This window comes from Flavobacterium mesophilum, assembly GCF_039581405.1.
GTDB lineage: Bacteria > Bacteroidota > Bacteroidia > Flavobacteriales > Flavobacteriaceae > Flavobacterium.
The window spans coordinates 502,115-516,057 of sequence record NZ_JBCPXZ010000001.1 but is presented as its reverse complement, the minus strand read 5'-3'; the positions used below and the strand labels follow the sequence as shown (position 1 = coordinate 516,057).

The window sequence follows — 13,943 nt, the reverse complement described above, 5'->3', positions numbered from 1 at the left end:
AATCTGTAAATGCCATGAATACTTTTAAAATATTTCGCTCTTTTTCTTTTCTAATCTTCTTTTTGGTTGGTTTTTCTTCTCATGCTCAAAAAAATGCGATTGTAGCGCATAGAGGAGCTTGGAAAAAAAATAATCTCCCAGAAAATTCGATTGCTTCTTTACGACATGCAATTGATTTAAAATTGCCAGGATCAGAATTTGACGTTTGGCGAACTGCCGATGATTCGCTCGTGATTAATCATGATGCGCATTTTAATAAATTGCTGATTGAGCAAACCAATTATGCCGATTTGATGAAGTTTACATTATCAAACGGAGAAAAACTTCCAACACTTCGAGAATATATTTCAGAAGGAAAAAAGAAAAACAAACACACACTTTTAGTTTGCGAAATAAAACCTTCAGAAATCAGTAAAGAACGCGGAAAAGAAACTGCCATAAGAACGGTTGAAGTAATCAAAAAAATGAAAGCTGACAAAATCACTTGCTACATCAGTTTTGATTATGACATTCTGAAACAAATTAGAGCAATTGATGCCAAAACTTCATTGCAATATTTAGAAGGAAATAAATCTCCAAAAGAAGTAAAAGCCGACAATATCAATGGTGTTGATTATCACTATTCAGTTTTTCAAAAACATCCGGAATGGATTCAGGAAGCAAAGGATAATAAAATTATTCTAAACGCTTGGACTGTCAATGACGCAAAAGATATGGATTGGATTATTGAACACAAATTCAATTATATCACGACAAATGAACCGGAACTTCTAGCGGAAAGATTGAAAGCAAAAAAATAAGCTTTCAAAAGATAAATTTAAAATCTAGTAATGAAAAATATATATAAACAATTTAAGCCGATCTTCTTGCTTGCAGTACTTTTTGGAAGTAGTCTATCGGCGCAAAATTCTGGTAAAACAGAATGGTTTGATCCAAACAGACCGGCTACAACGTATTGTAATCCAATAAACATTGGTTACAATTTTACTACTCATAACCATAATGGAATTCCAGAATCACGACGTTCTAGTGCGGATCCTGTAATTATTACGTATAAAGGTGAATATTATTTGTTTGCAACAAATCAGGCTGGTTTTTTCTGGAGTAAAGACATGTCGAATTGGAATTTCGTTTACGGAAGTTTTCAAAGACAACCAGGCGATGATGATCAATGTGCTCCTGCAGCGTGGGTGGTAAATGACACTTTATTTTATGTAGGTTCAACTTGGAAGAGAGATCATCCAATCTGGAAAACAGCAGATCCTAAATCAGGAAGATGGACGCGCCACGTAGACAAAGCAATGTTGCCAACTTGGGATCCAGCGATTTTTCAAGATGACGATAAAAAAGTCTACATGTATTACGGTTCAAGTGGAAAATTACCTTTAGTTGGGGTTGAGGTTGATTACAATACTTGGTTGCCAAAAGGAAATCAAGCTGATTATGCAACTTTATACAAAGCGACCGAAGTAGAAGATATTCAAAAACCTTACGGACAGATTAAAGAAGTGGCTATTCTAGATCCTTCAGCTCATGGTTGGGAACGTTTCGGGCCAAATAATGATATGGAACCTGCACCATGGGGAAATTTTATTGAAGGAGCTTGGATGACAAAACACAACGGAAAATATTATATGCAATACGGAGCGCCTGCAACCGAGTTTAAAGGCTATGCAAATGGAGTTCATGTTGGAGACAATCCGCTAGGGCCATTTACGTATCAAAAACACAATCCAATGTCTTATAAACCAGGTGGATTTGTAATTGGTGCGGGACACGGAAATACTTTTGCAGATAATTATGGAAATTATTGGAATACAGGAACCTGCAAAATCTCTATTAAAGATCGTTTTGAACGCCGTATCGATATGTTTCCTGCTGGCTTCGATAAAGATGATGTAATGTATTCTATTACAGCTTACGGAGATTTTCCGATTGTATTGCCAATAAGTGAGCGCGATCAGACAAAAGGCGCTTCGTCAGGATGGATGTTGCTTTCGTATAAAAAACCTGTAACAGTTTCTTCTTCTGAAGAATGTATGGAAGTCGAAACACACAGAATGGACAATGGAGGCAAAAAAGTGTATGAGAAATTCTGTTATGGGCCTGAAAATCTAACAGATGAAAACATTCAAACCTATTGGTCTGCTAAAACAAGCAATCCAGGAGAATGGCTTCAAATGGATTTAGGAAGACCAATGGAAATCAATGCGATTCAAATCAATTATGCGGATCATAAAGCAACTCAGTATAATAAAGCTATGGATATTTATTATCAATATAAAATATTCATGTCAGATGATGCTGTAAATTGGATTTTGGTTGTCGATAAATCTAAAAACGACAAAGATGCGCCACACGATTATGTAGAACTTTCTAAATCGATAAAAGCACGTTATATCAAAATGGAAAACATTCATAACGCTTCTGGCTTATTTGCGATTTCAGATTTTAGAGTGTTTGGAAATGGTTTGTCAGAGAAGCCAAAAGCTGTTTCTAGCTTTAAAGTTGATCGAAATAAAACCGATTCTCGCAATGCTATGATATCATGGAAAAAGCAATCAGATGCAATCGGCTATAATATTTTTTATGGCATAGCGCCAGATAAATTGTATAATAGCATTATGGTTTACGGAGACAATTCATACGATTTTAGAGGTTTAGACAAAGGTACGAAGTACTATTTTACTATTGAACCTTTTAATGAAAACGGAATCGGGACAAGAAATAAATTGATTGAAGTAAAATAACTTTATTTAAAAACTTAAAACTCTGATAGCAAATCGCAATCAGAGTTTTTTTTTGAGAAAAGGATGCAAAAAAACTCTGACAGGTCTAAAGAATTTTGTTCCTTTGTAAAACAACCCAAAAATGCTATAGTAAATCATGAAAAAAACAATTCTTTTAACTGCATTAGTTTTAAGTGGATTGACATCTTTTGCGCAGTCAAATGATGAAAAAAACATTAAATTATTCTACAAAAAAGCTTTAACCGAAGCAAAATGCTACTCATGGCTAGAATATTTGTCTAACGATATCGGTTCTCGTTTGTCTGGCTCTAAAGGTGCAGAACAAGCTGTTGAATACACTAAACGCCAATTAGAAAGTTTAGGACTTGATAAAGTTTATTTACAAGAAGTTATGGTACCTCACTGGGTACGTGGCGAAAAAGAAACAGCTTATTTTCTTGATGGAAAAGTAAAAACTGCAGTGCCAATTTGTGCATTGGGAGGTTCAGTAGCAACACCAAAAACTGGAATTACTGCTGAAGTAATTGAAGTACAAACTCTTAATGAGTTAAAAGGACTTGGAGACAAAGTAAAAGGTAAAATTGTATTTTTTAACAGACCAATGAATCCAGAAAATATTGGAACTTTTGATTCATATTCTGAAGCTGGAGATCAAAGAAGAAGCGGTGCAAAAGAAGCTGCGAAACTTGGTGCAGTTGGTGCAATTGTACGTTCTTTAAATTTGCGTTTAGATGATTTTCCTCATGCAGGAGCTCAAAGTTATGGTGATTTGCCTAAAGAGCAATACATACCAGCGGCGGCAATTAGTACAAATGGAGCTGAATTATTGAGCAAAACTTTAAAAGCAAATCCAACTTTAAAATTTTATTTCAAACAATCTTGTGAGACTTTGCCAGATGTTTTGTCTTATAATGTAATTGGAGAATTGACTGGAACTGTAAACCCACAAAATATTATGGTTGTTGGCGGACACTTAGATTCTTGGGATTTGGCTGACGGTTCTCATGATGATGGAGCAGGAGTGGTTCAAAGTATGGAAGTGGTTCGTATTTTGAAAAATTTAAACTACAAACCTAAAAATACGATTCGTGTTGTATTGTTCATGAACGAAGAAAACGGCGGTAAAGGTGGTGCTAAATATGAGGAAGTTTCAAAACAAAAGAATGAAAATCACATTTTTGCTTTAGAAAGTGATTCAGGCGGATTTACGCCAAGAGGATTTTCAATTGAAGCTGATGATGCCAATTTCAAAAAATTGCAAGAATATAAGCCTTTTTTTGAGCCTTATTTAATTCATAACTTTACAAAAGGACATTCAGGTTCAGATATTGAGCATTTGACTTCAAAAACAATTGTAAAAGCTGGTTTACAGCCAGATTCACAACGTTACTTTGATTATCACCACGCAGCAAACGATAAGTTCGATGCAATTAATAAAAGAGAGTTAGAGCTTGGTGCTGCAACAATGACTTCATTAATCTATTTAGTAGATCAAAACGGAATTGTTCTTCCTACGGCAAATTAATTTTCTTAAAATAAATAATTTGATATAAAAAAAGCTATGAGTTTTCTCATAGCTTTTTTGTATCTAATAAGTATCAATTACCGTTTTCAATAAACTAGAATCAGAAAGGTCAGAAGGCGCAACTACTTTTTCTTCTAGTGGAATTTCATTGCCATATCGTTCTTTCAGTATTTTTTTTACTCTTGGATCTTTTAGATTGAACTCTTTCATTTCACGAAGTTTAGACAATTCGATTCCAGCTCCGTTTTTGTAAATTTTCCAAATCAATTCAGAACAATAAATTCGGGTGTCAGACCACTCAAAATAAGCGTCGTATTCTTTTCCGTTGAATTGTTGGCTGTAATCCTTCATTTTTTGCAAAGTCGAAGGAGTTAAAACTTGCTCTGCATCCTTTAATCTTTTTATGAGATACTTGCCGTCTTTTCCATGCGAAATCCAATCTTGCAAAGGTGTAAGTTTAACAGGCTGAACAGCTTCAAAAACAAATAAATCTCCATTTATTTTGTAAATGATACCGCAATGTGAAAATTTAGAATTTGTTGCAATTCGAACTGCTTCGCATTGTTTGGATTCTGAAGTTTGAAAAATAATATCAGCATCTTGAATTTTATCAGAAACAACATTTTCGACTTTTTTTCCTGAAAATGGATTATTCGGAAAAACTTTCATGGCTACAAATAATGCACAGCCAAAACTCAGTATAAAAGTAACAATGAGAAAGAGGTATTTTGGTTTTTTCATATCTAAATTTAAATGGTTTAATCTGTGGGCAAAATAAATATTTCAGAACAAATAAAGAGCAAAAAAAAATAGCTACCAAAATGATAGCTATTTTTAAATATATTTTAAGAGATATTAGATTCTGAAAATACCGCCAAACATAATAATCCTCTGAAAAAAGAAGAAATCCTGAGAAGCTTTATCTTCACTAAATTGCGTAGTTCTAATATCTTGCATGTTGATGTATCCACCTTTTAACTCTCCTTGAACATAAAAATGTTTAAAGAAAGTAATATTTAGACCTGCTTTTGCAGAAAGTCCATAACCTGAAACATGAAAATCATCATGACGCTCTTTTCCTAAAAGAGTTGCATTTGTTTTTGGTAATAAAACACCGCCACCTAAACCTTCAGTTAAGCTAATCTGAACCTTATCGATATTAGGTAAACTAAACCATTTTGAGATATCATCATGTCTTGAAACCTCAGTATTAATGTAGTTTAAACCATCTGTATGTTCGTACATTAAAAAAGCAGGGCCATTTGGATTTGTAACACCTTCATCATAACCACCTTCTTGAGCACCTCCTTGAGACATATCGACAGACGTATTATTGTAAACTCCATTATAAATCGAGCCAGGATTATCTGCAGGTAAATTGATGTTTCCAGTAACATTTGCTATTTGATTCTGAGTCATCACATATTTCATATGGTCTAAACCAACAGTAACGCTGTAATGATCGCTGAAGAAATAACCTAAACGTAAATTCGTCTGCGGAATCGTCATATTTGCTGGATTGATATAATCAACATGCCACCCCTTTGGCTTATCATGAGCACTCATGTTGTCAACTGTAAAGTTGTAATCTTTCCCTCTAAAGTTTACATCAGATTTAGAAAAGCTATCTCTATTACCACCCCATGATACAAAGAATTTTCCTTTGTTGTGAGCTGCATATTTTTCTACAGGTATTTCTTCCTGAGCAAATGTGTTTAAAGAAACACAAGCCAGTAAGAAAAATAAAATTTTTGTTTTCAAAGAACTTAAGTATTATTATTTTAGAATGAGTTAACTGTTTTTCTGATTGCAACCAACTTGTTCATTAAACCTTCGAAATAGTCCAAATGAAGCATGTTAGCACCATCACTTTTTGCATTAGCAGGATCAAAGTGCGTTTCGATAAAAATTCCATCAACACCAACTGCAATACCAGCTTTTGCAACCGTTTCAATCATGTCAGGTCTTCCGCCTGTCACGCCAGCAGTCTGATTTGGCTGTTGTAAAGAGTGGGTTACGTCCAATACCGTAGAAGCATATTGTTGCATAGTAGGAATACCTCTAAAATCAACAATCATGTCTTGGTAGCCAAACATTGTACCACGATCTGTAACCATAACATTCTCATTGTTACAGTCTAAAACTTTTTGAACAGCATGTTTCATGCTTTCTGGACTCATGAATTGTCCTTTTTTCAAGTTTACTGTTTTTCCAGTATTTGCCGCCGCCACAACAAGATCAGTTTGGCGAACTAAAAACGCAGGAATTTGTAATACATCAACGTATTGTGCTGCCATGTCAGCATCTTCATTCGTATGGATGTCAGTTACAGTTGGAACATGAAAAGTTTCTGAAACTTTTCTTAAGATTTTTAAAGCTTTTTCATCGCCAATTCCAGAGAAACTGTCAATTCGAGAACGGTTTGCTTTTTTGAAAGATCCTTTAAACACATAAGGGATCTGAAGATTGTCGGTAATACCAACTAATTTTTCAGCAATTCTAAGCGCCATTTCTTCTCCTTCGATAGCACAAGGCCCCGCCAATAAAAAGAAATTCCCGCTGTCAGTATGCTTAATTTGAGGAATATGTTGTAGATTCATAAAATTATTTTTTTGCACTGCAAAGGTAGTTATGATTTATGAGTTTCGGGTGAAGATTTAAGATTATTTTATGAAGCTAATCTCGCTATCCGTTTCAATATTTTGCTCTTAAACTTTTTTTTCCAAAGTCTGTTCAGGAGCTTCCTCCGGTCGCTCTGCCCAGCCAGGAAAAAATAAGTTTAAGAGCAAAATGATTTCCACTACTATCAAGGCTAGGCTTTAGTGGAATTACGATAATTTAAGTTAATTAAAGTTCAAAATATTTTGTTTAAAGGAATATATTTTAGCTTGAATTTCTTTCAATTCTTCTTCGGCAGGAATTCTGTTGGCAATTGTTTTGATGATTAAAAAATCAGTATCAGAAACCGCTCTAATCTCAGAGTATTTTTTCTCGTTTTTGTAAATGACTAATTCTTTAATGTCATTTAACGCCATTCTTTTTTTAATTTTCAAAAAACCAAAAGGGGAAAGATGGAGTCCAGATATAATTTCACTTCCTTTTAAATTGACAGAATGAGTAGTTTTAAAAAAAAATACACAGCAGTAAATTATAAAAGCAATTAATGAATTTGAAACAGCGTAAAATGTAAGCCCCAGTGTTGGAGCTACGATAAGCAACAAATAAAATATTGGATGTATTAATTCTTCACGATTTAATGTCATGCTATCTTATTTTTGATACTGTTCTAATAATTATCCTTTTCAATTTGATTGGAGCTTAATTCTGCTTCAAACTCAATCCCATCGGAACCATTAAAATTCCTTTTTCGTAAATGTTCAAATAAAGGATAATTGGTTTTTTTTGCCCTTCCCAAGTCAGTTCGTAAACATTTAAAAATCCTGCGCCCATATTGCTTCTTTTTGTTGGAAATGGGCAACAAGTCTCAAGACGTTTATACGTGATTTTTTCGCCTTTTGGTCCTGCCAATGCATTCAAAAAACGAGTTTCGTTGAGCGCTTCGTCTTTTGTGTTTTGAAAAAAAAGATTCACTGGATAATCAGGATCATAACCGTATTTTTTGTCTTTTGCAAAAAGTGTAATGGCAAACGTATTGTCTTTTTTTAAAATTAAATCAGGCGCATTATCATCAACATTTTTCAGAGTTGATTTTGAGCTCACGCAAGATGCGGTTGAAATAAGTAAAACAATAAATAGGGCTATTTTTTTCATGGTTTAGGTGTATTGGTCATACAAATGTAAAAAGTAAAAAGTTTTTTTGGGATTAAGACGACTAAAATCGGTTAAATAGTTTATTCTACTTTTTTCGGATTCACTTTCAATATACCAACAGCAATCAGATATTGTGCCACAAGATAAGTCAGCATGATAAAAAACGCACTTTTCTCGATTGGCGAATAAAATTTATTAACGGCCAAAATGCTGTCTGAAACCACAAATGCAATTGCCCCACAAAAAACATAAATATTTCCAGGTTTTTGCCACATTAAATAACCATTAAATGCAAATAAAAGCATAATCGAAATGGCACTTGCATAGACAATTACAGGAATTTGCAAATCGCCCAAAGTAGGCAGTAATAGAGCGAGCATGCCAATTAAATACAAAGCAATTGTTACGCTTCCGATTCCGAAAACAATTAAATTTCGGGTGGTTTTCTTTTTGATTTGTCTGTTGAACAGAACACAATAAATAATATGTGAAATTAAAAAGGAAACTAATCCAAGAATGAAATAAATTTCGCCTAAATCTGCAAAAAGCAAAATGACATCTCCAATCCATGAAAACAGCAAGGCAACCAATAAAATATTTTTTGTTGGAAATGGTCGACAAAAATAAACACCAAAGCTCAATAAAGGGATTAAAATTGGCTTTAAATATAAATCAAGATTTTCATATCCTAGCAGTAAAACAGTAAGATAAATTAAGCAAAAGGCAACGTAGATTTTAAAGTATGTGGCGTTTCTCATAAGGCATTCATGGAGTTTATAGGTTGGTTTTGGTTGGTTTTAAAATCGACAGTCACAAAATAAATTGTGGCTAAAAAGGATAAAGTTAGATAAGCTAAAATAATAGAATTGGCAAAAGAAAAAATTGCATTTAGTCCAAACCAATCGCCATTCAAGATTATAATTCCGATTGCGAGGCTAAAACGGAATCCTTCCCAAAAAACAGCAAATTTGCTTTTATCCATTAACTCGCTGTAGCTATAGATTGTTATAAAAATGAAAAATCCGTAAATAAATATGTTTGGCAGGCCAATTTTGGCAATATTGTCAAAAAGATAACTCACAAATAAAAGTGTCACCAAAACCTGTGCAACTGACCAATAAATAAGTTTTTGCGAATTTAGAGTGCCATATTTTTCAAAATCAAATACGTTTTCAATTTTGTTTACAGGATATTTTTCTTCAAAATTTTCAGGACGCCAGCCCGTTGGTTTAAACCAAATGGTAAATTTGTCTTTCCATTTAGGAGCGCGCCAAGCATCTTTTATAAGCAAGGTTAAATGCTGAAAATTGATTTTTATGGGATTCCAAGTATTGGCAGGTCTTGTGATTCCGAAAACCGGCGGAACATCATCCAATTCCGCTTGAAAAGTGCCGAAAAGCTTATCCCAAAAAATAAAGATCTGCGAATGATTTTTGTCCAAATATTCCGGATTTATAGCATGATGCACTCGATGATGCGAAGGTGTTACAATGATATGTTCCAAGACTCCCATTTTGTTGATGTGTTTGGTATGATACCAAAACTGCAAAAACAAATGAAGTGGCAATGTAATCGCAATCACGGAAGCAGGAACTCCTAAAAGCGCCGCCGGAATAAGTAAAAAAGTAAATAAATTGACTAAACTCGCAATAGGCTGGCGCAATGCACAGGCAAGATTGAACTCTTCGCTGCTGTGGTGAATGGCATGTTTGTTCCAAAGAAAATTAATTTGATGTGCCAATCGGTGACTCCAATAGCCATAGAAATCAATGACAAAAAAAGCGATGATATAGGAGAGAACATTGACTTCAAGATGCTGTAATGCAATTTTTGAAACCAGCCATTCATAAGAAATAAAAGTAATACTAAGTCCCAAAACATCCTTAACCGAATTTGTAATTCCGGAGCTGATGCTTGATACACTATCGATTAAAGGAGCGGTGTCGTTCTTTTTATAAATGCCATATAATTTTTCAAAAATTATCAAGGCCAAAAAAACGGGCATGGCAATAATCAATATTTTTCCGTATTCCTCCATAAAAAAAACATTCTATTTTATTCAAATATAGAATAAAATAGAATGTTTTCTAAATTATTTGCAATTAAACAATTTCGGCGCTAAGCCCAGCTTCCAAAAGTTGTGTGCATTGAGGTTTAAGTTTTTCAATCGGACCCGTTTTTACAGTGCATTTTCCGTTGTAATGTACAATCAAAGAACATTGCTCAGCTTGCTCTGCAGTATGGTCGCAAACACGCATAAGAGTATCAATTACGTGATCAAAAGTATTTACATCATCGTTGTAAACAATGATCTAGTTATTAAAAGCAATGGCTTCCTTTTCGCGAACTCTTTCTCTTACTTTTTCTTTAGTACTCATAGTTTTATGTTTTTGTACTGAATTGATTATCAGTAATCTAATTTACGTATTTTAAAGATACCCAATTGTTTCTTTGAAGCTTTTTAACATAAGTTAAACCTTTTTCAACGCATGAAGCATCGATAAACGGAATGTCTTCTTCATAAAAGCCACTAAATAATATAATCCCTTTTGGGTTTAAAGCATCAACATAAGACTGCATATCGTTCAACAAAATATTTCTGTTGATGTTTGCAATAATCAAATCGTATTTTTTGCCTGCCAATAAAGCCGCATCGCCCTCATAAACGCTAATTTGCTTGCAATTATTGCGTTCAGCATTTTCAATCGAGTTCAAATAGCACCAGTTGTCAATGTCAATAGCATCGATAGGTTCAGCGCCTTTCATTTCAGCCAAAATGGCCAAAATTGCAGTGCCACAGCCCATGTCAAGAGTTTTTAGGCCTTTCACATCCATTTCTAATAAATGTTGAATCATCATGTGAGTGGTCTCGTGATGCCCGGTTCCAAAACTCATTTTAGGTTCGATTACGATATCAAATTCTGCATCTGTTTTTGGGTGAAAAGGAGCACGAACATGACATTTTCCATCAACATCAATTGGTTCGAAATTTTTCTCCCATTCTTCGTTCCAGTTTACCTGATCGATTTCTTCAATTGTATATTCAATTTTAAATTCTTCAGATTGTAAAATGTAAATATCATCCAGAATATTTTCGTCCCATAAATCTTTCTTCACAAAAGCCGAAATTCCGTTTTCCGTTTCTGTAAAACTTTCAAACGCTTTTTCGCCTAATTCAGCAACTAAAATTTCTGATCCTAATTCCTTCGGCTCAATCGTAAAATGATATCCTAAATATATATTTGACATAAAAAAAATTTTTGCAAAGGTACTTCTTAAATTATAAACTATCAATTTAAAAATTCCAAATTCCAAATTCCAAATTGCTCCTCTGCTTTGGCTGAATTCTAATAAAAAATCTAAATTCTAAAAATGAAAAAAGACCATTCACATTGCGAATGGTCTTTTGTATAATATATCCCGAAAGCTTTCGGGGCTAAAATTTTAATTAGATAGCAGTAACAATCGCTAAGAAATCGTCAGCTTTTAAAGCTGCACCTCCAATTAAACCACCGTCTACGTCTGGTTTAGAGAAGATTTCTTTTGCGTTTTCTGGTTTTACAGAACCACCGTATAAAATTGAAACTTCGTCAGCGATTTCAGCTCCAAAAGCTTTGCGGATAGTTTCTCTAATAAATTCGTGCATTTCTTGCGCTTGTTCTGGCGAAGCAGTTTCTCCAGTTCCAATAGCCCAAACTGGCTCGTAAGCCAAAACAATTTTAGACCAAGATTCTTTTGCAATTTGGAAAACGCCATCACGTAATTGGTTTTCAACAATGTTGAAGTGATTTCCAGATTGACGATCTTTTAATTCTTCTCCAAAACAGAAAATAACTGTCATGTCATGTTTTAAAGCTGTATCAACTTTGCTTGCGATTAAAGCGTCTGTTTCGTGGAAAATAGCTCTACGCTCAGAGTGGCCTAAAATTACTGTATTAACGCCAATGCTTGTCAACATATCTGCAGAAATTTCTCCTGTAAAAGCACCGCCTTCAGCTTGGTGAACATTTTGAGCAGAAACTCCGATAGTTGTATTTTTTAATTTTGTAGCAGCTGCTTGTAAGTTTACAAATGTTGGCGCTACAATTACTTGTGCATTAGTTTTTGCTGGAATTTTAGCAATCAATTCGTTTAATAATTCTTCAGTCTGACCTGCGTTTTTATGCATTTTCCAGTTTCCTGCAACAATCGATTTTCTCATTTTGGTAGTTTTTATTATTCTTTTAATTTTTTGTTTTTTTTAATTTAAAATGCCTTGTTATCTTGTAAACCTTTTAATGTTTCATCGATTTTAAGAAAATCAGTTTCAACAGCGCGATAAAGCGCGATTTTTCCGGTTTTATCAACGATTATATAACGTGGAATCCAATCTAAGTCGATCGCTTTTCCAAACGAACCTTTCATACCGTCGTTCATCATATAATGATCACCTTTTAATTCATGTTTTTCGATTCCGGCTTTCCATTTATCAGCTGTTTTATCAGCAGAAATGAATACGTAAGATACTTCTGGATGATTAGCTTGAAGTTCTTTTAATTTCGGCATTGCTTTAACACAGTCACCACACCAAGAAGCCCAAACTTCAATAACTAAAGTTTTTCCCTTGTATTTTTTTAAAATGCTTTTAAAGGCAACCTGTTTATCTTTTGATGATAATAATTTTTCAGACAAAGCTTCTTCTGAAAATTCTTTTTTCTGAGCTTGAGTACATGAAAAAGTGATCAACGCAATAACGACTAGGGCTAATTGTTTCATATTATATTAAAATTATTTTTATTAAGTACTGAATTCACAAAGTTAAACAAACAAATTGAATGCCAATTGCAGATTAACAAAATTTGAAGAATCGTTTATTTTATAACAAAATGTGAAATTTTGGTTAGAAAAGCCAAAATGAAATCGTAATAGTAGACACAAAATCTCGATTAATTTTTAAAAGCAATTTTTGAAAGATGAATTACCACGCAGAATTTTGATTTTTTGAAGAAATTTCAAAGTAAAAAAACGTCACATTTTCATAAAAAAAGCCTTCAATATAATATTTATTGAAGGCTTTATAAAGAAAAAGAGAAGTTAGCATTATATAGTAAGCATTTTCGACTTTCGACTCACTATTCATAATTTCCCTTCGCCCATTCTTTACTTGGAGCAATCCAATTATCCGCTGCTTTATATAAAAAGCCATGTTTTAAACCAGTATTAAGTTCGATTTCTTTAAAATGCTCGATTTTGCATTTTGAAGTTTCTTTTCGCTTGATCGCAGAAACACCATAAACATCTGATTTCTCATAAATAGTCAAAATATTTCCGCAGAAATTAATCTCTGGAAATTCTTCAATATCAATATCTCTGAAGCAGCCTATGAAAACAAAATTCACATTTGGGTTGGCTAGGTAAGTAGAAACAAATTGTGCGATATAACCACCTTTTGAAGTCCCAATTACAGTTATTTTATTTGGAGAAATTCCTTTTTTGAGTAAGGCTTTTACTTGTTTTACAATGTTTTGAGCGTATTTAGGTGCGTCAGTATTTTTCTTTCTGATTTCGCTGTAAACAATAAAATTGTCTTTTTTGAAAGAAGCCAAAATTTCATTGTACTCTGCTTTTCCATATTCAGGATGTGGAACATTTAATGGATTTTGTTCTATATAAGCGTTATGTAAAAAGAAGATGTAACGTTGATCTTTGTTGGCTTGGGCGAAAGTTTGAAGGTTGAAAAACGTAATAATTAAAAGTGAAAAAAGGAATTTAGATAATTGTTTCATAAATCAATGTTGGTTTTGGAATAGTATTGAAACCAAATATAAACAAACAATTATCGAATCTGCTATTTTTCTTACGAAATAAAAAAACGCCAACATCTTTTAAAAAAAATATTAGCGTTTAGTGAAATATTT

Annotated in this window: 14 protein-coding genes and 1 pseudogene; 3 read left to right on the top strand and 12 right to left on the bottom strand. The window is 33.5% G+C overall.

Going from position 1 to position 13,943, the window contains the following annotated elements:
- The first annotated feature begins 14 nt into the window (after window positions 1-14).
- From AAYQ19_RS02120 to AAYQ19_RS02110, 3 genes are all read left to right on the top strand, one after another.
- Window positions 15-800: a glycerophosphodiester phosphodiesterase family protein gene (locus AAYQ19_RS02120; protein WP_343533342.1), complete on the top strand. Its 786-nt coding sequence runs from the start codon at window positions 15-17 to the stop codon at window positions 798-800.
- 30 nt (window positions 801-830) lie between these two features.
- The gene (locus AAYQ19_RS02115; protein WP_343533340.1) at window positions 831-2,750 is read left to right on the top strand and encodes a discoidin domain-containing protein; all 1,920 of its coding nucleotides are present in this window, start codon (window positions 831-833) and stop codon (window positions 2,748-2,750) included.
- A gap of 136 nt (window positions 2,751-2,886) precedes the next feature.
- Window positions 2,887-4,275, top strand: a complete 1,389-nt coding sequence (locus tag AAYQ19_RS02110; protein WP_343533338.1) for a M20/M25/M40 family metallo-hydrolase — start codon at window positions 2,887-2,889, stop codon at window positions 4,273-4,275.
- A 63-nt stretch (window positions 4,276-4,338) separates the two neighbouring features.
- Here the strand turns inward: AAYQ19_RS02110 and AAYQ19_RS02105 are convergent, their stop codons facing one another.
- The 12 genes and pseudogenes from AAYQ19_RS02105 to AAYQ19_RS02050 all read right to left on the bottom strand — a co-directional run bounded on the left by AAYQ19_RS02105 (window position 4,339) and on the right by AAYQ19_RS02050 (window position 13,811).
- Complete coding sequence (locus AAYQ19_RS02105; protein ID WP_343533336.1) at window positions 4,339-5,016, bottom strand: YiiX family permuted papain-like enzyme; 678 nt, start codon at window positions 5,014-5,016, stop codon at window positions 4,339-4,341.
- 114 nt (window positions 5,017-5,130) lie between these two features.
- Window positions 5,131-6,036 (bottom strand): hypothetical protein, encoded by a 906-nt coding sequence (locus AAYQ19_RS02100; RefSeq protein WP_343533334.1) that lies wholly within the window; start codon window positions 6,034-6,036, stop codon window positions 5,131-5,133.
- A 20-nt stretch (window positions 6,037-6,056) separates the two neighbouring features.
- Window positions 6,057-6,875: a 3-deoxy-8-phosphooctulonate synthase gene (gene kdsA / locus AAYQ19_RS02095; RefSeq protein ID WP_132990404.1), complete on the bottom strand. Its 819-nt coding sequence runs from the start codon at window positions 6,873-6,875 to the stop codon at window positions 6,057-6,059.
- A gap of 243 nt (window positions 6,876-7,118) precedes the next feature.
- Window positions 7,119-7,538, bottom strand: a complete 420-nt coding sequence (locus AAYQ19_RS02090) for a hypothetical protein (protein ID WP_343533331.1) — start codon at window positions 7,536-7,538, stop codon at window positions 7,119-7,121.
- Window positions 7,539-7,593: 55 nt separating this feature from the next.
- Complete coding sequence (locus AAYQ19_RS02085; protein ID WP_343533330.1) at window positions 7,594-8,046, bottom strand: 2-dehydro-3-deoxyphosphooctonate aldolase; 453 nt, start codon at window positions 8,044-8,046, stop codon at window positions 7,594-7,596.
- Between the two features lie 80 nt (window positions 8,047-8,126).
- Window positions 8,127-8,804 (bottom strand): lysoplasmalogenase, encoded by a 678-nt coding sequence (locus tag AAYQ19_RS02080; RefSeq protein ID WP_343533329.1) that lies wholly within the window; start codon window positions 8,802-8,804, stop codon window positions 8,127-8,129.
- Window positions 8,801-10,084 carry a sterol desaturase family protein gene (locus tag AAYQ19_RS02075; RefSeq protein ID WP_343533327.1) on the bottom strand — a complete coding sequence of 428 codons (1,284 nt, stop codon included), beginning with the start codon at window positions 10,082-10,084 and terminating at the stop codon, window positions 8,801-8,803. The genes AAYQ19_RS02080 and AAYQ19_RS02075 overlap by 4 nt, the downstream gene beginning before the upstream one ends.
- A gap of 64 nt (window positions 10,085-10,148) precedes the next feature.
- Window positions 10,149-10,424: pseudogene (locus AAYQ19_RS02070) on the bottom strand (ATP-dependent Clp protease adaptor ClpS).
- Window positions 10,425-10,461: 37 nt separating this feature from the next.
- Window positions 10,462-11,295 carry a 50S ribosomal protein L11 methyltransferase gene (prmA, locus tag AAYQ19_RS02065; protein WP_343533325.1) on the bottom strand — a complete coding sequence of 278 codons (834 nt, stop codon included), beginning with the start codon at window positions 11,293-11,295 and terminating at the stop codon, window positions 10,462-10,464.
- 199 nt (window positions 11,296-11,494) lie between these two features.
- Entirely contained in the window at window positions 11,495-12,247 is a 753-nt protein-coding gene (gene tpiA, locus AAYQ19_RS02060) for a triose-phosphate isomerase (RefSeq protein ID WP_343533323.1), read from the bottom strand.
- A gap of 44 nt (window positions 12,248-12,291) precedes the next feature.
- Complete coding sequence (locus tag AAYQ19_RS02055) at window positions 12,292-12,801, bottom strand: TlpA family protein disulfide reductase (RefSeq protein WP_343533322.1); 510 nt, start codon at window positions 12,799-12,801, stop codon at window positions 12,292-12,294.
- A gap of 356 nt (window positions 12,802-13,157) precedes the next feature.
- Complete coding sequence (locus AAYQ19_RS02050) at window positions 13,158-13,811, bottom strand: alpha/beta hydrolase (protein ID WP_343533321.1); 654 nt, start codon at window positions 13,809-13,811, stop codon at window positions 13,158-13,160.
- Window positions 13,812-13,943 lie beyond the last annotated feature (132 nt).